Annotated in this window: 22 protein-coding genes and 1 pseudogene; 6 read left to right on the plus strand and 17 right to left on the minus strand. The window is 43.7% G+C overall.

Annotation, left to right across the window (positions count from 1 at the left end):
• Positions 1 to 161: 161 nt before the first annotated feature.
• From qmoC to aprB, 5 genes are all read right to left on the minus strand, one after another.
• Positions 162 to 1,304: a quinone-interacting membrane-bound oxidoreductase complex subunit QmoC gene (gene qmoC / locus K245_RS0108605; RefSeq protein ID WP_027358961.1), complete on the minus strand. Its 1,143-nt coding sequence runs from the start codon at positions 1,302 to 1,304 to the stop codon at positions 162 to 164.
• Positions 1,305 to 1,347: 43 nt separating this feature from the next.
• Positions 1,348 to 3,687, minus strand: a complete 2,340-nt coding sequence (locus tag K245_RS0108610; protein ID WP_027358962.1) for an FAD-dependent oxidoreductase — start codon at positions 3,685 to 3,687, stop codon at positions 1,348 to 1,350.
• 14 nt (positions 3,688 to 3,701) lie between these two features.
• The gene (locus K245_RS0108615; RefSeq protein ID WP_027358963.1) at positions 3,702 to 4,979 is read right to left on the minus strand and encodes a CoB--CoM heterodisulfide reductase iron-sulfur subunit A family protein; all 1,278 of its coding nucleotides are present in this window, start codon (positions 4,977 to 4,979) and stop codon (positions 3,702 to 3,704) included.
• 255 nt (positions 4,980 to 5,234) lie between these two features.
• Positions 5,235 to 7,211, minus strand: coding sequence for an adenylyl-sulfate reductase subunit alpha (gene aprA, locus K245_RS0108625; RefSeq protein WP_027358964.1), 1,977 nt, complete (start codon positions 7,209 to 7,211; stop codon positions 5,235 to 5,237).
• Between the two features lie 69 nt (positions 7,212 to 7,280).
• Positions 7,281 to 7,730, minus strand: a complete 450-nt coding sequence (gene aprB / locus K245_RS0108630; protein WP_027358965.1) for an adenylyl-sulfate reductase subunit beta — start codon at positions 7,728 to 7,730, stop codon at positions 7,281 to 7,283.
• A gap of 527 nt (positions 7,731 to 8,257) precedes the next feature.
• Here aprB and K245_RS0108635 point away from each other — a divergent pair.
• Positions 8,258 to 9,001, plus strand: coding sequence for a YkgJ family cysteine cluster protein (locus K245_RS0108635; protein ID WP_027358966.1), 744 nt, complete (start codon positions 8,258 to 8,260; stop codon positions 8,999 to 9,001).
• 2 nt (positions 9,002 to 9,003) lie between these two features.
• Positions 9,004 to 9,816, plus strand: coding sequence for an SDR family NAD(P)-dependent oxidoreductase (locus tag K245_RS0108640; RefSeq protein WP_027358967.1), 813 nt, complete (start codon positions 9,004 to 9,006; stop codon positions 9,814 to 9,816).
• Between the two features lie 130 nt (positions 9,817 to 9,946).
• Here the strand turns inward: K245_RS0108640 and K245_RS0108645 are convergent, their stop codons facing one another.
• From K245_RS0108645 to K245_RS0108690, 9 genes are all read right to left on the minus strand, one after another.
• Positions 9,947 to 10,453, minus strand: coding sequence for a DUF3124 domain-containing protein (locus tag K245_RS0108645; RefSeq protein WP_035276814.1), 507 nt, complete (start codon positions 10,451 to 10,453; stop codon positions 9,947 to 9,949).
• A gap of 31 nt (positions 10,454 to 10,484) precedes the next feature.
• Positions 10,485 to 12,446, minus strand: coding sequence for a cation:proton antiporter domain-containing protein (locus K245_RS0108650; RefSeq protein ID WP_027358969.1), 1,962 nt, complete (start codon positions 12,444 to 12,446; stop codon positions 10,485 to 10,487).
• Between the two features lie 168 nt (positions 12,447 to 12,614).
• Entirely contained in the window at positions 12,615 to 12,908 is a 294-nt protein-coding gene (locus K245_RS0108655) for a nucleotidyltransferase family protein (RefSeq protein ID WP_027358970.1), read from the minus strand.
• Positions 12,901 to 13,326, minus strand: a complete 426-nt coding sequence (locus tag K245_RS0108660; protein ID WP_027358971.1) for a nucleotidyltransferase substrate binding protein — start codon at positions 13,324 to 13,326, stop codon at positions 12,901 to 12,903. The genes K245_RS0108655 and K245_RS0108660 overlap by 8 nt, the downstream gene beginning before the upstream one ends.
• The gene (locus K245_RS26495) at positions 13,323 to 13,739 is read right to left on the minus strand and encodes a hypothetical protein (RefSeq protein ID WP_027358972.1); all 417 of its coding nucleotides are present in this window, start codon (positions 13,737 to 13,739) and stop codon (positions 13,323 to 13,325) included. Before K245_RS26495 ends, K245_RS0108660 begins: the two co-directional genes overlap by 4 nt.
• A gap of 434 nt (positions 13,740 to 14,173) precedes the next feature.
• The gene (locus K245_RS0108675; protein ID WP_027358974.1) at positions 14,174 to 14,386 is read right to left on the minus strand and encodes a type II toxin-antitoxin system HicB family antitoxin; all 213 of its coding nucleotides are present in this window, start codon (positions 14,384 to 14,386) and stop codon (positions 14,174 to 14,176) included.
• Positions 14,387 to 14,641, minus strand: a complete 255-nt coding sequence (locus tag K245_RS0108680) for a type II toxin-antitoxin system HicA family toxin (protein WP_027358975.1) — start codon at positions 14,639 to 14,641, stop codon at positions 14,387 to 14,389.
• The gene (locus tag K245_RS0108685) at positions 14,628 to 16,460 is read right to left on the minus strand and encodes a UbiD family decarboxylase (RefSeq protein WP_027358976.1); all 1,833 of its coding nucleotides are present in this window, start codon (positions 16,458 to 16,460) and stop codon (positions 14,628 to 14,630) included. The genes K245_RS0108680 and K245_RS0108685 overlap by 14 nt, the downstream gene beginning before the upstream one ends.
• Before the next feature lie 224 nt (positions 16,461 to 16,684).
• Positions 16,685 to 17,176: a pyridoxamine 5'-phosphate oxidase family protein gene (locus tag K245_RS0108690; RefSeq protein ID WP_027358977.1), complete on the minus strand. Its 492-nt coding sequence runs from the start codon at positions 17,174 to 17,176 to the stop codon at positions 16,685 to 16,687.
• 20 nt (positions 17,177 to 17,196) lie between these two features.
• Between K245_RS0108690 and K245_RS23690 the strand changes: the two genes are divergently transcribed.
• On the plus strand, positions 17,197 to 18,354 hold the full coding sequence (locus K245_RS23690; protein ID WP_198013856.1) for an MFS transporter: 1,158 nt from the start codon (positions 17,197 to 17,199) through the stop codon (positions 18,352 to 18,354).
• Positions 18,355 to 18,387: 33 nt separating this feature from the next.
• Here K245_RS23690 and K245_RS0108700 read toward each other — a convergent pair whose 3' ends face one another.
• Positions 18,388 to 18,948 carry a DedA family protein gene (locus tag K245_RS0108700; protein ID WP_027358978.1) on the minus strand — a complete coding sequence of 187 codons (561 nt, stop codon included), beginning with the start codon at positions 18,946 to 18,948 and terminating at the stop codon, positions 18,388 to 18,390.
• Positions 18,949 to 19,153: 205 nt separating this feature from the next.
• On the opposite strand from K245_RS0108700, the gene K245_RS0108705 reads away from it, so the two are divergent.
• Complete coding sequence (locus tag K245_RS0108705; RefSeq protein ID WP_027358979.1) at positions 19,154 to 20,254, plus strand: SPFH domain-containing protein; 1,101 nt, start codon at positions 19,154 to 19,156, stop codon at positions 20,252 to 20,254.
• The gene (locus K245_RS0108710) at positions 20,251 to 21,285 is read left to right on the plus strand and encodes an SPFH domain-containing protein (protein ID WP_027358980.1); all 1,035 of its coding nucleotides are present in this window, start codon (positions 20,251 to 20,253) and stop codon (positions 21,283 to 21,285) included. The genes K245_RS0108705 and K245_RS0108710 overlap by 4 nt, the downstream gene beginning before the upstream one ends.
• Positions 21,286 to 21,557: 272 nt before the next feature.
• On the opposite strand, the gene K245_RS0108720 is transcribed toward K245_RS0108710, so the two are convergent.
• Positions 21,558 to 22,742 carry a site-specific DNA-methyltransferase gene (locus K245_RS0108720; protein WP_027358982.1) on the minus strand — a complete coding sequence of 395 codons (1,185 nt, stop codon included), beginning with the start codon at positions 22,740 to 22,742 and terminating at the stop codon, positions 21,558 to 21,560.
• 207 nt (positions 22,743 to 22,949) lie between these two features.
• Between K245_RS0108720 and K245_RS0108725 the strand changes: the two genes are divergently transcribed.
• Positions 22,950 to 23,795 carry a hemerythrin domain-containing protein gene (locus tag K245_RS0108725; protein WP_027358983.1) on the plus strand — a complete coding sequence of 282 codons (846 nt, stop codon included), beginning with the start codon at positions 22,950 to 22,952 and terminating at the stop codon, positions 23,793 to 23,795.
• A 167-nt stretch (positions 23,796 to 23,962) separates the two neighbouring features.
• On the opposite strand, the pseudogene K245_RS0108730 reads toward K245_RS0108725, so the two are convergent.
• A pseudogene (locus K245_RS0108730) lies at positions 23,963 to 24,151 on the minus strand (IS256 family transposase); the annotation flags it as partial.

A 24,151-nucleotide genomic window follows, 5' to 3' on the forward strand; every position in this document is an offset into this window, starting at 1 on the left:
CGGTATCTGCTTTTTATGACAAATAACTGATCAAGTCAATCCAATGAATATCAATCAAAATAAAATGATACAAAACCAAATATATAGATATAAATCCACTTCATATAAAACACAGGGGAGGCCTAAGCCTCCCCTGCTTCAAACTTCATTTTTAACAGATACTATTTTCTGCCTGTATAATCCGCATAAGCAAGAGCAACTGTTCTGTAAACCATGTGCGCCATCTTTGAGAATGGCAGGTAAGCAAACAGATGGAATATGAAAATCAGGTGAATATAGTACATGAAATATGTCAGATACTCTGCGCCTGCAAGCCTGGTCATCTGGGTAAGCATGCCAGTCAGACCAAGTCCAAGTACAAGACCGATAATATACCAGTCTTTGTAGCTGCTTCCCTGATCTTTCTTTGTCAGACGGTTCTTAAGCATCATGATGCCACCAAGAACGAGCATGACGCCTGAGATGTTCGCGAGCCATTTAACAGGGTTGAGCTGTGAATATGGCCCAGGAATCTGGAACACATAGAGAACAACAAAAAAGATGTTGGTTACTATGAAAAGCCCGATAAAAGCATAAAGAACCATCATATGAGCAGTCGAACGATCCTTGTTTTCTCCGCACTCAGTGAACTTCTGATGTTTACCTATCATCGGAATCACATTGATAAGAGACTTAATGAACTCTTTGGGATCAATCTTTTCTTTTGTGGTTTTGCCTTCAGCAAGAGCATTCTTGTGAATATCTACAATAAAGCGCTTCAGGCCAAGCCCGAATATTACTACCGCCCAGCCTGCAAGAGGGACGAATACGGCATCAACCATCCATGTGGAGATGAAATCCGCATGCGCAATCAATCCTGGCTCATGATGATGCTTGAGTGCAGGGAAAATCTGGGTAATTATAAAAGTCAATATGAATACAAGCGCCGGTATAGCGGTGAGCTTCATAAGTTTCTTGGGATCATTTATCCATTTTCCAAGAAACTTGGGAGCCGCATATTCCGCGATAGCCATTGAGCGAACAGCGCCAAGCACATCACCCGGCTTTGCTCCTCTCGGGCAAAGCGCAGAGCAGTCTCCGCACTGATGACACAGCCAAATATCAGCATTTCCTATGAGCTTGTCCTTAAGACCCCATGATGCCGCTATCATTTCCTTTCTTGGGAAAGGCTTATTTTCAGGCGCAATAGGACATGCAACTGAGCATGTGGCGCACTGGAAACACTTTTTGAGGGTATCTCCGCCAAGCCCGATAATGTCATTGACAAATCCTACATCAGGCTCAACAAGGTATTTTTCCGCCATTTGGAAAACCTCCCTAAACATCGGTGTATTTGTTTAATTCAAACTAGAAACCCTTGAATGGGTTCGGTCCAAGAGCTTCAATCTGTGCAACAAAGTCATTGATCAGCTTAGGTGCCTTTTCGAACTCATCGATGGCAACTTCAAACTGTGCAACACGCTCGTTTTCAAGACCGAGGCTCAGAAGGGTGTCGCCCATTTTGCTTGAACGTACACTCATGAGCTCGCTGCCTTTTACGAAATGGCACTGGTAATCATCACCATGCTTGCAGCCCATCAGGAACACGCCGTCCATACCCTGGGAAAGAGCATCCTTGATCCATACGACATTGACTGAACCAAGACAACGGACAGGTACGATACGAACATCAGCTGCAAAGTTTATGCGGTTCATTGCTGCAATGTCGAGTGCAGGAAGCGCATCATTTTCGCAGACAAGACCAAGAATACGCATTGGAACCGGATCATAATCATAATCTGTCGGAACCCAGATGTTCTTGATCATTGAACCGATGCTGTCGATATTGTAGTCAGCAAAACCGATGATACGCTCAGGGCATGCACCCATACATGTACCGCAACGACGGCAGCGTGTAGGATTAGGCTTAGGAGTACCCTTTGCATCGTCATCAAGTGCGCCGAAAGGACATTCTTCTGTACAGCGTTTGCACTGGGTGCATCTCTGGAAGAAGAAATCAGGATAGGTCATATCGCCTGAACGAGGATGAACTGCAACACCCTTGTTTGATGACTCAAGGCACTGAATAGCCTTAAGAGCAGCACCAGCCGCATCTTCCATTGACTCTTCGATTGTCATGGAGCGACGAACTGCGCCTGCTGCGTAAATACCGGTACGCTGGGTTTCATAAGGGAAGCATATGAAGTTTGAATCTGCGTATCCGTCAAAAATTGCATTATCACGGAATCCAGGTCCCTGGCGATAAGCGAGGTTAATGACCGGATCATCGACAGTCGCTGGAACCATACCAGCGGCAAGAACAACGAGGTCAGCCTTAATCTGGATGTTTTCGCCGAGAAGAGTGTTTTTTACATTAACAAGAAGATTGCTGCCTGATTCTTCAACAGCCGCAACCTCACCCTTGGTCATGAATACTCCGGGATCCTGCTGCATGCTCTTGTAGAAATTTTCCATGAAACCAGGGGTCTTCATGTGCTGATAAATAATGTAAGCCTTTCCGTCTTCTTCGTAGTCTGCTCTTACATATTTAGCCTGCTTGAGAGCAACCATACTGGTTACACTTCCGCAGTAAGGGAAGTCATTGTCAGCGCCGTCTTTTCCTGGGCTCTGAACAAATACAACACTCTTTGCAGGTTTCTTATCAGATGGTCTCACCACTCTGCCCTTGGCAGCCATTTCTTCAAACTGGGCATTGGTGATTACGTTTGCATTACCGAGTCCAAGATGGGCATAAGCTTCACCTTCGAGCTTGGCAGGGCTGAAACCGGCTGCAAGAATAACTGATCCAAAAAGTTCGCCATTGGGATCGAGGGTAAGAACATCAGCTCTTCCTTCGTTCATTTCAGCATAAATTGCCTGGATCTTTTCAGCTTCAACAGGCTTGCCGTTTGCGTCAACCTTCATTTCAGGCGGAACTGGAAGCGGGCAGTCGAATTCTATCTTCTCGCCGGGTTTTTTGAAGGTTACTGTGAACTCGCCGGGCATGCCAGCGATACGTGCAATCACAGTACCTGTCTTGACTTCAATATTAGGATGCTTTGCCACGTCATCGATGAGAGCCGCAGCAATAGGATTTTCCATTGCTTCAAATGGAAGAGCGGTCGGAGTCTGCTTGCGGAGAACAGATGCCCATCCGCCGAGCTTGTCAGTCTTTTCAACGATAGTTACCTGATATCCGGTTCTGGCCGCATCAAGAGCTGCGCTCATGCCGGTTACGCCACCGCCGATAACAAGAATCTTCTTGGAAAATCTTTCTGTTTTGAAAGGCTCAGGAAGCTTGATCTTCTCGAGACGGACAAGACCCATCTTGAGATAATCGTTTGCCATAAGCTGAACCTTGTCTTCGAAAGCTGCATCATCCTTCTGCTCTGGTGTAGGAGCAGGAAACTGATCTCTAGAGTGGGTCCAGACGACGCCTTCACGGAGATTGACGCGGTCAATTACGCAACCTTCAAATTTGAATACGTCGAAGTTCACCCTTCTTGAGCATGCGGCTATTGCAAGAGCGTTAATGCCGTTTTCCGCAATATCCTTATTTATAAGAGCAATACCTTCCTCGCCGCAAAGGCAGGGATGTGTCTTGAATTCAGCACGCTGGTCTGATGCCACAGCTGCAAGCTTGTCCATATCGAGGGATTCGCCTATTCCGCAGCCTGTGCAGATATATGCACCGTATTTTTTACTCATGGAAAAACCTCCTCCTACCTTCTAACCAGGGTTTGAATCGCCTTGAGGGCAATACCGGTTGCGTTCTGGGTGCAGGAAACAACATCAGCAGGCTTGTTGGCGCAACCACATGCAAACATTCCGCCTTTAACGAAGTCGTTGATTATGAAGCCGTTTTCATCAAGCTTCAGATCCGCTTTTGGCATATTATCAGAGTAAGCTGGCTGCATACCGGTGGCGAGAACCGCCATATCTACTGTGTTCCATTTCTTTTCGCCTGTAACCGCGTCTTCAGCAAGCACCTTGATATTACCATTTACGTCTTCATCAACTTCTGCAACTTTGCCCTTTATGAAGAATACATTCTTATCTTCTTTAAGCTTGTTGTAGAATTTTTCGTAACGGTATCCTGGGGTACGGAGGTCTATATAATAGATATAGATTTTTGCTTCAGGATTCTGCTCGCGGATATATGTAGCATGCTTGAGAGAAGCCATGCAGCAGATATATGAGCAGTATGGAAGATGATTTTCGTCTCTTGATCCGGCGCACTGAACAAAAGCTATGCTCTGGGGAGCTTTGGAATCTGACGGACGCTGAATCTTTCCAGCTGTCGGACCATTTGAAGAAGCAAGTCTCTCAAGCATCATGTTGGTTATGATGTTCTCATAACGCCCAAAGCCCAAGTTGTCTATTCTTGCAGCATCATATGGCTTCCAGCCTGTTGCCCAGACAACTGCGCCTACTTTCAGTGTGAAGGACTTTGGCTCTTCGTCAAAGTTTACCGCATCACCGCAGACTTCCTTGATCTTGTTGGCGTCAGAGGTTCCGATGATGTCAGGGTCAACAACATACTGGCTTGGGAAAGCCATATTGCTGGCCATGTAAAGCCCCTTGCGAGTGTCCATTCCAAAGTTGAAATCATTCGGAAGCTCTGTTTCAAGAGCCTGCGCTGCTTCGAGGAATTTTACATTCGCTCTTTCACTCACATATTTCGGCTTTACAGTCACAGTTACGCTGTAATCGCCTGGCTTTCCATCCACGCTGTCAACTTCTGCGAGGGTGAATACCTTGATGTTGGGGTTGTCCTTGATCCTGCGATAGTTAATTTCAAGACCGCAGGAAGGCGGACACAGCTTAGGGAAATATTTGTTTAGCTGGGAAACTCTTCCGCCGAGGGATGCTTCCTTTTCCACCAGGAAAACCTCATACCCGACTTCAGCAGCTTCGATGGCGGCGGTAAGGCCGCTGATTCCGCCACCTACAACCAAAATACTTCCGCTCACCGGGGTGCTATTGATTGCTTGTGTCATCCTAAAAATCTCCGTGAATTAAAGTTTTCAATCATTTCACGTAAATTACGCAAAACCGTAAACTTGCCGGCAAAGGACAAAAAGCCCTGTGCCCTGATTCATAAAGGCTTTAACGGTTTTAAGACCCCAAAGCCCTTAAAAACAAGGACACACGGCAAATATTTAAAAGCCGGTGTGCTCATCTATGAAAAACCTCCAGACGCCTTCTAACTGGCGCCTGGAGGCAATTCAATTCATATCTCTAACCGGGCAGAATTATGCAGGGATAATTCTGTGGTAAGGAGCTTTTCTCATGGTCCACTCGTTGGTCTTCTTGTTGAAGGTCGAGTTAACAAAGCAGAACCAGTTTTCATCATCCTGACCCATGAAGTCAGTTCTGTAGTAGAAGCCAGGGAAGCGGCTTTCCTGACGGAACAGGATGTGACGGCAATGTGCTTCTACAGTGTAGATACGATGGAAGATTTCCCAGCAACGCATAAGTTCATGAAGGTCGCCAGCTGCAAGGAATTCACAGTCTTCCTTCATCATCTGGAAAAGTTCCATAAGATGATCAAGAGCAGACTTGTTGGTCTGATAGTATGTAGCGACGCCAGCACCATATTCGTTGGTAGCTTTCATCATACGCATAGTCATACCAGCAGGTTTGCAGTACTTAGGGTTAACGTCTGCTGCAGTAGAGTAATCTTTGTGAGCAAACCAAGTCTTAACCGGTTTCCAAACCATGTCAGCTGCTTCCTGAGCTGTCATTTCTGGCTCTGGCTTGAAGTTTGGATGATCTTTTACCCACTTAACCATTACTTTACCAAGGATACGGCCTTCAGCATGTGAACCTGAAGAGAACTTGTGACCTGAGCAGCCAACGCCGTCAGCAGCAGTGAAGAGACCCTTAACGGTGGTCATCTGCTTGTAAACCTTACCATTGTCGCCCCACTTGTAGTCTTCTGGAACCCAGTCTTCGTTTGGACCGGAAACCCAGATACCACAGCAGCCTGAGTGTGAACCCAGGAGGTACGGTTCGGTTGGCATGATTTCAGAGTCTTTCTTTTCTGGCTCGGTGTTAGTTGCGCACCAGAGGTTCGCCTGACCGCAAGTCATGTCAAGGAAGTCTTCCCAAGCTTCTGCTTCAAGATGCTTAAGTTCTTTCTTGTCCATGGTTTCACCAAGCTTCTGAAGAGCCTTGGAAGTAACCATCATGATTGGGCCACGACCTGCTTTCATTTCGAAAAGCATGAGGTGGTTACGGAGACAGGTAGGAGTGATCGGAGCTGTTCCGTATGGAGCATATTTTGCAAGTTCGTCTTTAGAAGACTGAGCAGTTGCATAGTTTTCGCCCATGGAGTTTTCAAGGTGAGCCTTGAAAAGAAGGAACCATGCACCAACAGGACCGTAACCATCTTTGAAACGGGCTGGGGTGAAACGGTTTTCCATCATGGAAAGCTCTGCACCAGCGCGAAGAGCCATGGTGTAGGTAGAACCAGCATTCCATACTGGGTACCATGCACGGCCTTTACCTTCACCAACTGAACGTGGCTGGTAAATGTTAACCGCACCACCGCAAGCTACCATTACTGCGTTAGCCTTGATGTAGTATACTTTGTTTTCACGGGTAGAGAAACCAACCGCACCAGCGATTCTGTTTGGCTCATTCTTGTCGTTGAGGAGTTCAACGATGAATACGCGCTCAAGGATGTTCTCTTCGCCAAGAGCTTTCTTTGCTGCTTCAGCAACGATTCTCTTGTAAGACTCACCATTGATCATGATCTGCCATTTACCGGTACGAACTGGCTTAGCACCTGCCTTGAGAGTGCCGAGCTTAAGGCCCTGCTTACCATCAAGGTTCTTGTTTGCTTCGTCTTTTTTCCAGATTGGGAGTCCCCATTCTTCGAAAAGATGAACAGAGTCATCAACGTGACGGCCAAGGTCGAAAATAAGGTCTTCGCGAACGATACCCATAAGGTCGTTACGAACCATACGTACGTAGTCGTCGATTGCGTTGTCACCAATGAAGGTGTTGATAGCGGAAAGGCCCTGAGCAACAGCGCCTGATCTTTCCATAGCAGCTTTGTCAACAAGAAGGATCTTCGTGTTGTCATCTGCCCATTTCTTTATTTCAAAAGCAGTACCGCAAGCTGCCATACCGCCGCCGACGATGAGTACGTCAACTTCTTTTTCAACTATTTCAGGAGCCTCAATACACTTGAGTTCGCCTTGTGCCTTGTTTGGTAAAGCCATTATATCCTCCTATGGATAGGAAAATTTTGTTTCAAGTTTATCCCAGACTAACAGTCAAGATTTTCCGGACTATTTCTTCCAGACTGCTGGCTCTTTAGGAGCTGCAAGAGTAACGCCTTCTGCTTCTTCATTGAAAAGAAGTTCGCTTTCGAGATCCTTGCCTTTTGCGCCAAGGTATGCGTTAGCTGAACCTTCAGAAGTGGTTCTGATTGGGAACTTGAAGCGTTTGATAACGCCATTACGGAACTTACAGGTCCACATGATGTCTTCAGTACCCATCATTGGAACAAGGTCGGAACCCATTGGTACGAAGTCTGAGTATCCACGTACACCGATCGCCTGGTTTGGACAAATTTTAATGCAGGAAAAACACTCCCAGCATGCATCTGGCTCCTGATTGTAAGCCTTCATGGCTGTTGGATCAAGAACCATAAGGTCGTTGGGGCAAATGTACATGCATGCAGTTTTTTCTCCGCCTTTGCAGCCGTCACATTTTTCTGCAATTACAAAACTTGGCATTTAAAAAACCTCCCTGATTTCGTTGAATATTTCATTCAACACTGTTAGTAACAGAGACGCTTGGAGTTCCTCCAGCGCCTTCCCTCACAAAACAAAAAACGTTATCGGCCAACCCGACCGTTTTTATCCTTCTTCATTATTTCCATCAGTATTTTAGGCTTTTTCCATCGCTGTGCAGCTTAGGTAGCCCACTGATTTTATTTGCGAAATGAAAAATTTTACTTAAATTTCAGCCATATATACTGATACAAATTAAGGTGCGACGTTAACACCCGTCCCCCCCCTTGTCAAGTAATTTTGACACCATGTTTTACCCCGGAAACAAACCGTTACGATGTTATCCCAGCACTTTCCATATTTTGAGACAAAGCCTGAAAGCCATACTAAATATGGTTTTCTGACATCAAGAACGCTAACACTGTTTTTATATCTATACAGTTTTACGGGTTGCGCTTTGCCCGATACTTTTATAAAGGAGGCTGTATCTTTTTTTATTTTCAACTTAATAAGATTTTGATGAGGTTTATATGCAAGAAGATTTCTTAAGGCCAATCAACCCTGAAGATGAAATACCTTTTGTCTGCTTATATGACAAAAACTGCCCCAATCTCTGCTGCATAGACCCCAATCAGTGCATGACCCCATACGATATCATACGCCTGAAGAATCATTTCAAAATGTCTTCATCCAGTTTTCTGGCCAAATACACCATGCAGCATATAGGCCCTGAATCAGGTCTGCCAATGGTCACACTCAAGCCAGATAATTTCGAAAAAAAGGCCTGCCCCTTCCTCACTGAAAACGGCTGCGGAGTTTATAAAGACAGACCAGGATCATGCAGACTCTATCCGCTTGCAAGAGGGGTTTCAAGAAGCCGTGAAACCGGAGAAATACGTGAATTCTATGCCCTCATCGAAGAGCCTCACTGCCGAGGCATAAATCAGAAAAGCGGCATTACCGTAAAAGAATGGATAAAACGTCAGGAAATTTCAAAATTCAATGAATTGAATGATCTCCTAATGGAAATAATAGGCATGAAAAATGTTTACATGCCTGGTCAGGCAGACGAAAATTTCAGGCGCCGTTTTTTCATGGTCTGCTATGACATTGACACATTCAGAGCCAACATAAGACTTAAAAATATCCTTGGTGACTTTGCGTTAAAGGTAAGCCCGGAAATGCTTGAAAAGGCTGAAACAGATGACGAAATCCTTCTCAGGATCGGCCTTGACTGGCTTAAGGATACTTTTTTCATGCAGGTGAATATCTGAAAATGACGGAAAACCGTTGCGCTCTTGTACTCGGAGCAGTAAAAGGAATAGGGAAAGCTGTGGCGCTTGATCTCCTGAAATCAGGAATAAGAGTCGCAGCAACCTGGCATGACTGGGAAGACAGCTATTCATCCATGCAGGCTGATTTTCAGGCAACAGGAACGGATCATCTTCTTCATAAAATTGATCTGAGAGATCCCGAAGCAATTCCTTTTCTGATCCAGGAGACAATTTCCAAATTCGGCAGACTCGATATTCTTGTAAACAATATCGAACGCGGCGGTATGCCCGTTGTTCACGGCCATTATACGTCAGACCAATGGGATCTTGAGATGGAAACCACACTCAAGTCAAAGAGATGGGTTTTTGAGAATGCCTTCCCCCACCTCAAGGCATCAGGCAACGGCGTGGTCATAAATTTTTCATCCATATCCGCAATCACAGGCAGAACAGGGCCTGCCAGCCTCCTTTTCAACGAAGCTTATTCCGCTGCAAACAGAGGCGTTTCTCTTTTTACCGAAACATGGGCAAGGATGGCTGCACCTGAAGTCAGAGTCAATGAAATCATGCTCGGCATTTTTGAGACAAGACACGCAGAAGGGACAAGGGGTTGGGGACTTTTAACAGAGAGCCAGAAAAAGAGACTCATTGATCATACTCTTATTGGCAGAACCGGAAAATTGGATGATGTGGTCAAGGCCGTCAGATTTATTATAGATGACGCCCCATACATGACCGGTAGCATTCTCAGACTTGACGGCGGCTATGTTTTAGGAGGCGAGACAGTTGAAAAAATGCCTCAGGGAGTTTTGTAGTCTTTGATAATTATACAGACTTATTTTGCCCCCTAAAAACCCAACGATTTGAGATTTTAGAAGTTTGATTTCTTGATTGGTAAAGACAATCTCGGTCACAAACGTTCAAAAATATAGGAAATCAGCTCTATTACTCCGCCTCTTTTATCACCTGCCCTCGCGACGTGAACGAAATCCCCTGCTGGGCCTGGGTTCCAATCATGACCGTTTCAATGACAGGTTCTGTGATCTTTTTATCAGACTCCCATTTCACTATGAATTTTGCGCCTGATCCCCCGCTTTTGTCTGATTCCTTCACAATTATACGGCTTGACCCCAAAGGCTTTATCACCATTTTTTTATCCAGATGTTTTTTTACCAGAGATCCATCCGAGTCGTAATAATCGATGGAAGTGACAGTCATTAAATTTTCAATATCCGTGTTTCTTATGCTTAATGTGGCCGCAAGATCCACAGGCTCCCTGTCACGGTTTCCGTGATAGATATGGGAATACACAGGGACATATACGGTCTGCCCCTTAACGGTTTTGACTTCCGAAAAGGCAGTGCCTGCAAATATCAAACATGATGAGGCAAGCAGAATAAATATATATGCTGCCTTTTCCCTGATGCTTCCAAGTATATTATTTTTTTTCATTGCTTACCCCGTTTAGATTTACATATTCGGATTACATCGGATTCATAAACATCCTGAAAGATTCTATCTGGTCAGAATCCCCCATGAGAGCAAGAAGATCTCCATTTTCAATAACATATCCGGTATCAGGATTCGGGCAGACCTTTCTTTCATGTATGACTCCGACTACAGACACGCCCGTAAAAGTCCTTATGTCAGCCTCTCTTATGGATTTACCAATTATGGGACTTCCTTCAGGAACAGTCACCCATGAAAGCTTGAGAAGCTGGGTCGCGATATTAAGCCTGACAGGGGAAAAATCTTCCTGATCAGGGCTGTATATGGGTGCATACAGCTCATTTCTGACCTTATCCGTAAACCTTATGATATCATCCACCGGAATATCCAGAAAATGAAGGGTCTGCCTTGTCATTTCGAGCCCGCCTTCAAGCTCAGGCTGAACTACATTATGCACTCCTGCGCCATGAAGATCCTTCATCTGCTCTATGCCCTCGGCTCTTGCTATTATTTCAATTTCAGGGCTTATTTTGCGGGCATGTCCTGCAATTATTTTTGTTATAATAGCAAATGGAGCGGTTATGACAAGAAGTCTCGCATCATGAACCCTGGCAGCTTCAAGAACAATATGATGACAGGCGTCTCCGTAAACAAGGGGGTACCCTTTTTTTCTTATCTCATCTACCTGACGTGAGTTATTTTCTATAATCACAAAGTCAACGTCCAGAGAAGACAGAACCTGTGCCACATAAGACCCGACCCGTCCTCCGCCAGCTATCACGATATGTTTTTTTAATCCTGTATCAGGGAGATTGATTGTCTGAACAGCTTCCTGCCTGAACCATTTCTTACGCAGGGAATCAAAAGGCGCCGTAAGATTCGAGAGAAACGGGGTCAGAATCATTGTTATAACAGTTGATGACAGAAGCATGGAATATAATTCAGGTGGAATTGAGCCTGTTTTCATGCCTGTTCCTATAAGAAGAAAAGCGAACTCTCCGACCTGTGAGAGTCCCAAACCTACTGCAAGGGGAATTACATTTTTATATCCGAATGATTTTACGACAAGGGCAAAAATAAGTCCTTTTCCGATTATTATAAAAGCTACGAGCGAAAGCACCTTGGACAGGTTTGCCGCAATAAATGCCGTATCAATGAGCATCCCAATAGACACAAAAAAAAGAAGGGCAAAAACATCCCTTAAGGGTATTACGTCGCTCAAAGCCTGATGACTGTATTCAGACTCGCTCAGGATCATTCCGGCCACAAAGGCTCCGAATGCAAAGGAAAGTCCTGAAAGATAGGTTGCATAACCGACTCCGAGTCCTATTGCCGTGACTGAAACGAGGAAAAGCTCTCTTGAGTCCCATTTTGCGATGTATTCGACAAGTTTTGGAATAATCTTTGTACCTGCAAGAACCATTACTCCAAGAAAACATGCAGCCTTGACTCCGGCCCATCCAAGGACAAAAAGACCGTTCTCGGGATTATTGAGCTGGGGAAGTATTATCATCAGGGGAACCACGGCAAGATCCTGAACAATAAGCATTCCAATCATGACTCGGCTGGAAAGGGTTCCCATGAGCCCCTTTTCCATAAGTGTTTTAAGAATCACCATTGTGCTTGAAAGGGAAATAACAGATCCTATCCAGATGGAATGAACAGTATTGAAACCGAGGAAATGTCCAATGATAAACCCGTAGACAATTGTCAGAACCATCTGTATGGGCGCTCCTATCAGTGCGACTTTCCTTACGGGCTGAAGCTCCTTGAAAGAAAACTCAAGACCAAGTGCAAACAGCATGAGAGCTATGCCTATTTCTGCAAGAAGCTCTATATTGTGCGTTTCAGACACCGTAATTCCGCCCGTATGAGGGCCTACGATTATCCCCGCAAGAATATAACCGATTATCAGGGGCTGCCTTAGGCGCTGTGCAACAATGCCGCCGAAAAGAGCAGCAACCGTAATGATTGCTATATCCGCCGCTATTCCCATAAAAACCTTTTTAATATGCTTTCAAATTAAATTGATGGATTCGCAAAAAGTCCAGTTTCCGTCATTCCGGCGCAGGCCGGAATCCAGAATAAGCTGAAATTACAAAGATGCCGGATCAAGTCAGGTATGACCCCGGAGCCTTTTTTTGACTTTTTACGACTTTGCCTTTTATTGGATCAAGAAATGATTCTCAAGGATGAGCTTTCTGAAATTTTCGGAAACAGAATTAAAATCAACAACATCTATCATAATAGGCAGATCTGATTCTGAAAAAGCATCCTTAAGCCTTTCAACTATTCTCCAGTCTATTTTTCCATTAGAAACCAAAGCAAGATCAAGATCGGAAAATTTTTGTGGTCTGCCGTTTACCCTCGATCCAAAAGCCCAAACACTATATTCTGGTATTGTCTCAGAGAGAATACGCTTAATCAGGTCAAACTGTAGATTGTCAATATCAATCATTTGCCTTTTCCAGCCTATTTAACAACACTCCCGCATCTTTTATGAATTTCAAGGCAATGACATATACTTCTTCGGCTATACTTTCACTATAAGTATGCGAGGTCAGGTTTCTTGCGTCTCCATAAACAAACCAGGGAGCAGGGTCATCAATCAGCCCGTATCTTGCAGCCATGCGGAAAAGATCCTTCCTCGTCCTTGGATGATCAGAGTCTTCGGGACTTATGTTCGCCCTGATCCACCTCTGCAAAAACTTCCAGCACAATTCATATGTAAACTCAAAATTCTGAATCACGCCCGCCTTGAGACCAAATCTTGTGACATCGTCAAGACCTGACATGAATTCCTCGTCGGATGTTTTTGCCACCAAAGCTTCAAATGAATTCAATGCTTTTCTATAACTCTCCAGATCCAGATTCATTTCTTTTCCTTTATTTCCTTTGCCTGCCTAAGAATATCGCCATAATGCTCTTCTGTACACTCAGGACAAAGGCTGTGGGAAAAAACTGCTTCTGAGTGTTCAGTGATGTATTTTTCAAGCTGAATCCATTCCTTCTCAACCCTTATTTTCTTGCAAAAGGAGCAAACAGGTAGAAAACCCTCAAGATGCTTTAATTTCTTTAAGGTGTGGTTTGTCATTCTGAGGACAAATATGCCGAGTATAAAAATGCAAGTACTCTCAAACAGACTTTCCTGCCAGTTAATCGGGGTTTTTCTAGCACCAAGAAAAAAATAAGGAATATCGACAAGTTCATCAAGCCAGATAATCAGCATTACAATTGCAAAGCCAGCCGCCTCATAACCCAGAATAATCTTCTGCAAGTTGTTTTTCATATGTCCCCGCATTGTAATTTTGATGAGAGCTTGAAGCAGGGCAATGAACAGCCCTGCATTGAGACAATTTATTTAAGGAGCTGTTTGATCTTTTCGTATAATTCCGTGCTGTGTCCGATGAAATATTCCTCACCGATCCTGATTGTAGGAGCCCTCAGATTTCCGCTCGGCCCGATGGACGCTGCCATCACTTCATCCTTGTTTTCAGGCTTGAATTCAAGATTCTTTTTGCCTTTGGCAGCATTAATTATCGAGGCTTTCTGAAGAATTTCCCACGCCTGTTCAGCCTCAATTTTTTCTTTCCCAGCATCAACTGTTTTTTCGATTTCAATACCTGCAAGGTCCGCCTGGGCCTTTATGCAGGTTTTTCATCCTTTCCTCAGATACGCCCAGTCAATTTTTTTCATGGTCGACTCCCTATACGTATTATATCATTATGCATACATCAGACGGCGGCCTTTAGGTTCAGGAATATGATCCCCGAATTCACGGGCAGTATCAATCCACAACTGAATTGCATCTTTTATGTTTTTTAAAGCCTGTTCTTCAGTTTCTCCGTGAGCCATACATCCGGACAATTCAGGAACTTCAGCCACAAAGACCTGATCTTCGTTGCTCCAGTAGATTATAATCTCATACTTTTGCATCTAAAGTTCTCCTCCCAGCTTATATTTTAGCAATACCGACCTCACCTGCCTGACCTGATAGGCTTTTGCCTTGCATCCATCTTTCTGAAGATTAATTTTTTCTTCCACATCCTCTCTTCTGAAAATATGATGGCTTCCGCGCTGGCGTTCTTCAAAACCCAACCTGATCAGAAGATGGATTATATCATCAAAAACAATATTTGAATCTGATGTTCCTCTTAAAATCTGAAAAAGCAATTTTTCATATTTGCCCATACAGACTCCCCGACTTTTTCCCCAGCAAATCAACCCTTGCTGAAACATCGGGATCTTCGATCAGAGGCGGAGCATGATGGGGCTTGAGCCTCGCATCAATTATAAGCGGACCACGGCATTCCCAATGTTTATGCCTTATAAACTCTCCGGCCCCATATACATCATGGGACGGGTTGGATCTTGTAAATACTGCCCACAGGAAATTATTGATATTTTTTGACACAAAAACGCTGTCGTCCGCAATTATAAAAAGAGGATAGCCTTCAGGACTACCTGCTTTATCAAGAAAATCCGCAAAAGCCTTTGCATCCTTTTCACCCTGAAGCGCATTAATGAATTTCGGGCCATTCACGACTATAACTCCTGGCATGGCTGTTCTCGGTTCTGAAAAACCCTCAGGCAGTTTAAGATCTCCTTTTATCTCATTGCAAAGTTTCCTTTTAGGATTCCCTGCCACTGCGATTATCATCTTAGACCCTTTATTAAGACCTTCACCTGAATAATCGAGAGTGTCGATGGTGGTAGCAGTCTGAAAATGGCAGTCAGTTTCAAAATTGACTCGCTCGAGCATGTGAACAAAAAAAGCCTGAATATCATGAATGTCGAGCATAGGTGAATCCTCGCCCGCAATTATGAAAAGATATTTTGCAAGAGAGCAGTGGCCAAATCCTAAAATGGCATTTGCGAGAGTCAGAAGCTCCATGGGTTTTCTTGACTGATAAGGAACATATCTTTCAGACCCTATGGCAAGAAGAAGAGGATGCACACCTGACGCGTCAACAGCGTGAAGAGCCTTAACTCCTGGGATTGCCGATGGTGTGACTGGCGCTGTTATCTCATGAATCAGCTCTCCAAAAACAGAATCCTCCTGGGGAGGCCGACCAACAACAGTGAAAGGCCACACAGCGTCTTTTCTGTGATAGACAGATTCGACATTCAGAAAGGGAAATTCATGAACAAGACTGTAATATCCAAGATGATCACCGAACGGGCCTTCTGGCTTTGTCCTTTCAGGATCGATTGTGCCTGTGATGCAAAAATCAGCGTCGAGTGAAATCACATGGCCATTTTTTCTGGCATACCTGAATCTTCTACCAGCCAGCACTCCGGCAAAAACAGCCTCCGGAACTCCTTCGGGTAGAGGCATGACAGCTCCCAGAGTATGGGCTGGCGGCCCGCCCACAAATATGCTTACTTTAAGCTTTTCTCCTTTTTCAACCGCCTTTGAATGATGGATTCCGATATCCCTTCTTATCTGGTAATGCAGTCCGATCTCTTTATCCTGGGCATAATCATTTCCTGAGAGCTGAATTCTGTACATGCCCATATTTGAAGCAAATATGCTGTTTTTGTATGGGTCTTCCGAATAGACCTGGGGAAGAAGAACAAAAGCCCCTCCGTCCATTGGCCAGCATTTTATCTGGGGGATATCTGAAATCCTGCATTTGGAGAAAAGAGCGGCTCCGTCATCCATTTTTCTTGGAATAGCCGAAATCATGGCAAATGGGACTGGCGCATATCTGAAAGGATTTTTCATGAAGCGCGAAGGATCGCCCTTAAGCTCCATGATTTTTTTCACATTTTTCAAGGTTGATCTGAAAATGAATCTCGCCCTGTCCATTGTTCCGAAGAGATTGGACACGGCAGGAAATGGCGAGCCTTTTACCCTTTCAAAGAAAACAGCTGGCCCTTTTTTCTCAAAAATCCGTCTGTGGATCTCTGCCATTTCAAGATTGGGGTCAACCTCTTCCTTCACTCGGACAAGATGGCCATTTTTTTCAAGATCAATTACGCATTCTGAAAGACTGGAATATATCATTTATAAAAGGCCTCCGGTGGGTCGCTTTTTTGAAAAAAAGCTCCGCAAAAAACTTTCATTTTTTTATTCGTAGCGTGTTCAAACCGCAAGGTTTGCGCACCATTTTTCGGTGCGCTGGCCTTAGAGCCTGTGCACCCTACATTACTGCAAGATATTTTTTTAACTGTTGGAGATAAACTTCTGTTGAAAAATCAAAAATCTGCGATCATAAATCCCGCAATGGTTCATTTCACCCTCTCCCTGAATCCGAAGCTCACGGAATTATCAGAATAATAAACCTCATCAGGGACAAACACATACCACCTGACCCTGAAAAGGGCTTCAAGATCCGAGACATCTTTAACCTGCTTGCCTGACAGCATTTTTTCAACAAAAACGAAGTTCTTTATATATTTAGCATAGGCTATGCCTGATTCGACGGTAATTCCGGTCTGTCGAATTTTGCCCTTCATCTGAAGGCCTTTTATCTCGCTCCAATCATAAGGATTCCCGCAAACGCTCGCAGCAGCAACTCCTGAATTCTTTTCAGCATCAATTATATGCCGGGAATTTTCTGAGGAAAAAAACCAGAAGCCATTATTATAATAAATATAATAAACCGGAGCGGCCCAGGGATCATTTCCGCAGGCTGTGGCAAGCGTCATGATATGGCATTTTTCAGCAAAATCCTCCGCATCCTTTATTATATCTTCAAGGCGATATTGTTTTTTTGTCATGGATGATCTACTTTCCGGCTATGGATAAAACCTCGTATCATAAATTCCAGTTGGCCCTGCAATACTTCCTTTACTACGGGATAGTCGGCATTCATCTGCCTTACCTGAATCTTTATTTCAGATACATAGGCTTTTCAGGCAGAGAAATCGGCACTGTGGCGTCGCTTCGAACCCTGTGCATAATCATTTTTCCGCTTTTATGGGGAATGATCGCGGACAAATTCAAAATGCGCAAAACAATATATGTCATGTGCAACGTCGCAAGCGCAGTCTTGTGGGGGCTTTATCTTTTCACCACAGGATTTATGCCCATAGCCGCCGTAACCTTTGCGTTTGCGGCATTTTATTCGCCAATCATAGCTTTTCTTGAAGCCTTTTCAATGGATATTCTGGGCAGGGCAAAAAAAAGCTACGGGAAAATAAGACTATGGGGATCGATATCATTTGTTGCCGTTGTTCTGGTTCTTGGAAAGATTATTTCAGGCGGCGACATAAAAATAATAATCCCTCTAAGCCTTGGACTGATGCTATTCATGGCTGTCCTGTCGTTTTTTTTCCCAAAAACAGAAATTCACGGCCCTGAATTTACCCTGAAATCCGCTTCCTTTTTTTTGAAGCCGGATGTCGCCCTTTTTCTTCTGAGCGCAGTAATGATGCTCGCCAGCCACGGAGCATATTACGGATTTCTTTCCATCAAGCTTTCATCGGAAGGAGCTTCTGCTTCATATATTGGAATTGTCTGGGCAGTTGGTTCTGCGTCAGAAATACTTGTGATGCTTTACTCAAAAGAACTTTTCAAACGCATAAAAATAGAAACTGTCCTTGTATGGTCTTTTGCATTTGCAGCGCTTAGATGGCTGATTGTTTGTTATCTTGGAGATCAGCCGGTGTTCATGATTCTTTCCCAGTTACTGCACGCAGTTACTTACGGCTGCTTTCACATGGCATGCATACTTTTCACCGACAAGGTATCAGACGAAGGAGTAAAAACCCTTGCACAGTCAGTAAATAATTCAGTGAGTTACGGACTGGGTCTGATGGCGGGGATATTCACATGCGGATTCTTTTATGACAGGTTTCAGAATCTGGTTTTCCTCGGATGCTCAATTGTAGCTGTGGCGGGGGGATTTACAATGAAGGCGGCGATGAAGGCTCATAGTACCTTCATAATAGAATAATGAAATGAAAAGTCAGTTAATAAAGCACTCCATCTACCCCGAATTACGATCCCTCAACCTCATAAAAATCCATACTACTGAGCCAACAAGCACAACCACGGCAATAACAAAAATTTCATAATGTTTTATTTCAGCTATTAAAAGTTCCAGTGAGTGCCCAAGAACATATCCTAATAAACCAACTGTAATTGCCCATACCCCTGCACCAATAACGTTCAGTATTAAAAAATGTAATGGTTTGACCCTGCTCATCCCTACGATAAAAGGAGTGACTGTACGGATTCCATATATAAATCGAAAACCAAGTATCAGAAGAATCTGATGCCGCTGCAAAAGATTTAGTATCCGCCCTGATCTTTTTTTCCATCCTGGACGTTTATCAATAAAAGATCGCCCCTTGATCCGGCCAATGTAATAATATAGCTGATCACCAAATAACGTTCCTACAAATGCAGCCAAAATAACAAATGGCAATTCAAGATATCCCTGATGAGCTAAAAATCCGGCAAGAACCAAAACTGTCTCTCCCTCCAGAAATGTTCCAAGCAAAATTGCAGGATAGCCATAATAAGTAACAAGTTGTTCAATCGTCATTTAATTCTCCTTAGTAGTTCACGCGCAAAAAAAAGCCGCCTGTGCAAGGACTTAATAATTGTTGTCAGACATTATGGCAATTAGATTTGAATCATGCTACGTTCCAATAAAAGTTTTCCTTCCTTGATTCAAATTTTCGTTTTTCTAATCCATAACCCAAATCCCATGTGCCATCTCATGGCAATATTCTTAAAAGGAGAAAAACATGGATAATGATGAACCAGGTAACAGGCTCAGTCCAATAAGACAAATCAAAGACAACATAAAGATCCCCTCCATTAATTTCAAACCCGCCAAATGGTTCAATTTAGTCGTGGCAGTCATTATTCTTGTAATAGTCTTTTTCAATCTCTGCTTTGTCTATGTGAAGCCATACGAGTATGGAATCAAGGTAGCCAGAATCGGCATGCAAAGAGGAGTTCAGAAAGAAATCGAAAACGCTGGGCTTAATTTTGTAATGCCATTCGGGCTCCAGCAGATGTACAAACTGCCAAAAGGAATTCAGGTTCTTGAGTTAACCAATTCTCCAAACACATCAGCCACTGATGCCAGAAAAGACAAGGCAGCTCACATCCAAACCTCGGACGGATTTTACGTGGATATTGATGTTTCCATACTTTATCGGATCAAGGACCCTTACCTTGTTTTCACAACAATAGGGCCGGGAACTCTGTACGAAGACAACGGAATAATTCCCAAGGCTGAACCAGCTCTCAAGGAAGCCCTTGGAAAGCTGACCACTGAAGAATTTTACAACAGCCCTCTTCGCGTCCAGAAGACAGAAGAAGCAAGGGAAAAACTCAACGAAGAACTTAAACCAAAGGGGCTTGAAGTAGATCAGGTTCTTGTCAGGTATTTCAGATACAGTCCTGAAATCCAGAAAAACATAGAGGAAAAAAAGCTCAAAGATCAGATGGTTTTTACAAACCAGTCCATGGCAAAAGCTGCCAAGGAAGAAGCCATACTTAAAAAAATCGTTCAGGAAGGCCTTGTAATAGCTGCTGTTGAAATGGAAAAAGGCAAGGCATATGTCACCAGAAAAACGGCGGAAAAGGATCTTTATGTAAGAACCAAAACAGCCGAGGCTGATCTTTTAGTAAAGCTTGCCGAAGCTGAAAAGGTTCGCCTGAAAAATGACGCGCTTAAGGGAGAAGGATCAGAGCATATGGTTGGCCTGAAAATGGCAGAAGTATACAAGGGGCTGGATGTTGTAATTCTGCCGAGCGACGGCCAGAACGGAATAAATCCGCTGAAGCTGGACAGCGCTCTGAAGATGTTTGATGTCCGCAAAGGAGGTGACAAATGAAGCGTTTCATTTATTCAATAATTTTTCTCCTGGCAATATCGGCCATTTCAGGATGTGTCCCCCATACCACTGGTGAAACAGAAGTTGGAGTCAGAACCCGCAAATTCGGACTTTTCGGAGCAAAGGGAGTCGAAGAAAAAATTTATTCCCAGGGCAGCACATATTTCTTTATGCCTTTCATAAATGACTGGAACGTTTTTGACACAAAACTACAGAACCTTGAGATGACATTTGCGGAAAACCGGGGTGACAGAAAATCCCAGGACGACCTGGTTCTTAAAACCATAGACGGTAACGATATCAGCCTCGATGTCATTATAGCCTACCGTATTGATGCGGCCAAGGCTCCTTATATTCTTCAGTATGTGGCAAAGGATGACAGGACTCTGAGGGATATGATTGTAAGAACAATTGCCCGCAGCAAGCCAAGGGATATTTTCGGGGAGTTGAAAACCGAAGCTTTTTACGTGACAGAGTCCCGTGAAGCCCAGGCAAACAAGGCAAAAATAGAACTTCAGAATACCTTGGGGCCAATGGGTATCATCATTGAAAAGGTAATGACCAACGATTACCGTTTCAATCCGGAATACACAAAGGCAATCGAGGATAAAAAAGTAGCGGATCAACAGGTTGAAAAAAATAAATCCGCCCAGCACGCAGCCCTTGAAGAATACAAGCGGAAGCTTGAAGAAACCAAAGGCGAAGTCAACAAACTGGTTGCAGACGCAGATGGTCAATATCAGAAGGCCCAGATAGAAGTTGATGTTTATCTGGAACAGCAAAAGCTTCTGGCCGATGCGATAAAAGCTGAAGGTATAGCAGAAGCCAAGGGAATCATGGAAATGAACAAGGCCCTTGCAGGAACCGGCGGTGAAGTGATGGTCAAATTAAAGATTGCAGAAGCTCTCCAGGGCAAAAACATATCCCTGCTTCCGGTTTCCGAAGGCGGCATGAACCTGAAGACCACCGATGTGAACAGGCTGATAGAAACAATGGGTGTAAAGGCAATGTCCGAAACAAAAAAGAAATGATCTGATTTTTTTCAAAGATAAAAAACGTGGGGACTTTTTACAAAAAGTCCCCGCCCCCCAAAAACTTTATGAATTTCAGTATGAACCTAATTCCATTTTTTAAATCAAATATGAAATCAAGGTGGCAAGGAGGAAGCGACGCAAACTTACGTGATTTGTACGCTCTTGAAGCTGATGACGATGCCAACCCGATCCATACATTGAGATAGCGCTTTGATTTAAAAATGGAATAACTGCTCTGTTGATTTTCCAGCCCGGCAAACGCCATAAAATCATCCCCAGAGATCCATCTGGCCCTTCCCTGCTTTATCCTTACCGTTCTTTTGCTTTTTATCTTTTTTGGGCTTTTCCACCGGATCTGTTTTTGCTTCAGACCCATCTACGGCCAAATCCTCAGTGAATTTTCTTCCTGGCTCTTCTGAATACGAGACTTCAAGCAAATCTTCATCCACAAGCCTGATATCCTTCAATTCATTAAGAAGCAGATTTTTCTCCTGATTTGTCATGACAGGGAAGTCGTAAAATGAATTGATATGCTTTATTTCCTTGCCGTTTTTAAGCCTGTCCTCAACAAAGCCAACGTGCCTTTCAAGTCTGTCATTTATATATTTGTTGGAAAAATCCACTGCATAGTCTTTAATTCCAAAAATTTCATCGCGCAGATTTTCATCTATCTCAAAGCCAATGCTGTTTCGTGCTGAAGCCACTGCCGCCTGCATGGTTGTTCCTGTTCCCATGAAAGGATCAAGAACAGTGTCTCCCTTGGCCGAATACATTGCAATCAGTCTGTATGCCAGCTCAAAAGGGAATGCAGCACTTCTTGATCTGGCCTCGGTTTTTTTCATGCTCTGGACAGTGCCTTTTATGTCGAACCAGACATCTGAAAAAAAGAGATTCCTTTCTTCCCAGAAATAAGCGCTTTCCCGTCTCCGTTCTTTGTCTGCCACATCACTAAAATCCCTCTTGGAACCCTTTCTGAATATCAGAATATACTCATGCTCGAATGTGACGTATGCACCGGCAGGCAGCATTCCTGAACCCATGAATTTATTAGGGGCGTTTGTCTGCTTTCTCCAGATTATGTCAGGCAGGGGCGTAAAACCAAGGCTTGTCATAGAGCTGATTATTCTGGCGTGATTAGGATAAAGGGCAAAATTCCCATTTATTGTCCTTGTGGCATCGCCTATATTGATGCACGCAAACCCGCCATCTTTAAGAACCCTGAAGGTTTCCTTCCACATAGAATCCATAGCCTGATGCATAAGCTCAAATGCCAGGTTGCCATCTTTATTGTTAAGGGCATCTTCAATTCTTTGATCCTGCTTTGAAAAAATATCATCCCACATTTCAATCATTGGATATGGAGGAGACGTCACAACCAGATCCACAGTTTCTGAATCAACAGCTGATTGATCCTGGGAATTCTGAAAATATATTTTGTGGGTGGTTGCAAGCAAAGCCTGTGACTCCTTGTAAAGATTATAGATTTAAAGATTTGCCTTATTTTCTGGCCTTTTACCCTGACCAAACATTAATGTCCACATCATAAAAAACCGCAAAAATAATAATTATGAATATAACAAATGACAGGTTGCCTAACGCCCGCAAATTTTATATCATCCCGCCCACAATAATCGTCTAAACAAGCTTAAAGGATATTGATCATGAATGACAAAAGAAGGCACAAACGCTTTAACAGCCTCCATCTTGTTTCATATAAGCTGTTTAACGATAAGAATGAACTCTGTGGCCAGGGTGTTGGCAGAACCCTGAATATAAGCCAGGGAGGTATTTTATTAGAGATTGAAGATAAACTTGACGATGAAGTCGATGCTGTCCATATGGAGATTGCCCTTGATGACACTCTGATAATCATTAGCGGAGCCGTCACCTTCACAAGAAAAACCAATAAAGGCTTTACCGAATGCGGAGTTAAGTTTCAGAGAATCAGCCCGGGCAGCCTGGAAATGCTTTTGAGTTACATCAGGGATTTTTTTGGAGAAAAGGGCAGAAAAATAGGGCTTCTCAGATCAAAGAAAACAAGAATCGACAATGTGGTATTAGAACTTTCCAATGAGCACAAAATAATAACGGATTATGCCATCACCTGCAGAGAAATGCTTGAGGGTTTCAGCAATGAATACCTTACCCAGACTCTTTCCACCTTATTCTCTTACATGGAAAACGATTTAAACAACCATTTCAACTTTGAAGAGCAGGTATTATTCCAGGCCGCTTTATCAGGCACATCCACAGACACAGAAATCCCTAAGCTTGTTAAGGAATTCAACGAAGATCACGCCTGGTTTCTTACAGAGGTTGAGCATATTTCCTCACAACTCAAATCCCTGCTTAAAGGACAAAAAAACATAGATGACATTGCAAAAGGCCGCATCGAAATTTTCATGGCAAGATTGAAAGCCCACTCACGCAAAGAAATGAAAGATCTTTTCCCTTTAATAGATAATGACGAAGACAAAATCAAAGCCCTTAACAGATTGATGGATTAAAAAAGGGAGTATTCAAAGTTCTGTGTCACCTTTTTGATTTCCAAAGCGTCAGAAAGATGAGAGTAAGCAGAAGTCAGCTCCGAGAATGGGCCAAAGTGTAGCTCGTCGGAGGAGCTGGCTTCTGCTGGAGCGAATCTGCGATATCATCTATACTTTTGAAAGACCTATCAGAGTTTTAACTCCTTATCCAGTCTTCCTTCAAAATAAATTGCCAATTGTGAAAGTGTCTGAGACCAGTTCTTTACCGGCATAGTCCACTTTTTGCTTGCGTTTTGAATACCCATATAAAGGAGTTTCAAGAGGCTGTCCTGATTAGGGAAAGCCCCTTTGGTCTTGGTCAGTTTCCTGAACTGACG

The organism is Desulforegula conservatrix Mb1Pa (genome assembly GCF_000426225.1).
In the GTDB taxonomy this organism is placed as follows: domain Bacteria; phylum Desulfobacterota; class Desulfobacteria; order Desulfobacterales; family Desulforegulaceae; genus Desulforegula; species Desulforegula conservatrix.

Coding starts and splice junctions, on each gene's coding strand:
- qmoC (WP_027358961.1), bottom strand. CDS start 1,304: ATGGCGGAAAAATACCTTGTTGAGCCTGATGTAGGATTTGTCAATGAC.
- K245_RS0108610 (WP_027358962.1), bottom strand. CDS start 3,687: ATGAGTAAAAAATACGGTGCATATATCTGCACAGGCTGCGGAATAGGC.
- K245_RS0108615 (WP_027358963.1), bottom strand. CDS start 4,979: ATGACACAAGCAATCAATAGCACCCCGGTGAGCGGAAGTATTTTGGTT.
- aprA (WP_027358964.1), bottom strand. CDS start 7,211: ATGGCTTTACCAAACAAGGCACAAGGCGAACTCAAGTGTATTGAGGCT.
- aprB (WP_027358965.1), bottom strand. CDS start 7,730: ATGCCAAGTTTTGTAATTGCAGAAAAATGTGACGGCTGCAAAGGCGGA.
- K245_RS0108635 (WP_027358966.1), top strand. CDS start 8,258: ATGCAAGAAGATTTCTTAAGGCCAATCAACCCTGAAGATGAAATACCT.
- K245_RS0108640 (WP_027358967.1), top strand. CDS start 9,004: ATGACGGAAAACCGTTGCGCTCTTGTACTCGGAGCAGTAAAAGGAATA.
- K245_RS0108645 (WP_035276814.1), bottom strand. CDS start 10,453: ATGAAAAAAAATAATATACTTGGAAGCATCAGGGAAAAGGCAGCATAT.
- K245_RS0108650 (WP_027358969.1), bottom strand. CDS start 12,446: ATGGGAATAGCGGCGGATATAGCAATCATTACGGTTGCTGCTCTTTTC.
- K245_RS0108655 (WP_027358970.1), bottom strand. CDS start 12,908: ATGATTGATATTGACAATCTACAGTTTGACCTGATTAAGCGTATTCTC.
- K245_RS0108660 (WP_027358971.1), bottom strand. CDS start 13,326: ATGAATCTGGATCTGGAGAGTTATAGAAAAGCATTGAATTCATTTGAA.
- K245_RS26495 (WP_027358972.1), bottom strand. CDS start 13,739: ATGAAAAACAACTTGCAGAAGATTATTCTGGGTTATGAGGCGGCTGGC.
- K245_RS0108675 (WP_027358974.1), bottom strand. CDS start 14,386: ATGCAAAAGTATGAGATTATAATCTACTGGAGCAACGAAGATCAGGTC.
- K245_RS0108680 (WP_027358975.1), bottom strand. CDS start 14,641: ATGGGCAAATATGAAAAATTGCTTTTTCAGATTTTAAGAGGAACATCA.
- K245_RS0108685 (WP_027358976.1), bottom strand. CDS start 16,460: ATGATATATTCCAGTCTTTCAGAATGCGTAATTGATCTTGAAAAAAAT.
- K245_RS0108690 (WP_027358977.1), bottom strand. CDS start 17,176: ATGACAAAAAAACAATATCGCCTTGAAGATATAATAAAGGATGCGGAG.
- K245_RS23690 (WP_198013856.1), top strand. CDS start 17,197: ATGGATAAAACCTCGTATCATAAATTCCAGTTGGCCCTGCAATACTTC.
- K245_RS0108700 (WP_027358978.1), bottom strand. CDS start 18,948: ATGACGATTGAACAACTTGTTACTTATTATGGCTATCCTGCAATTTTG.
- K245_RS0108705 (WP_027358979.1), top strand. CDS start 19,154: ATGGATAATGATGAACCAGGTAACAGGCTCAGTCCAATAAGACAAATC.
- K245_RS0108710 (WP_027358980.1), top strand. CDS start 20,251: ATGAAGCGTTTCATTTATTCAATAATTTTTCTCCTGGCAATATCGGCC.
- K245_RS0108725 (WP_027358983.1), top strand. CDS start 22,950: ATGAATGACAAAAGAAGGCACAAACGCTTTAACAGCCTCCATCTTGTT.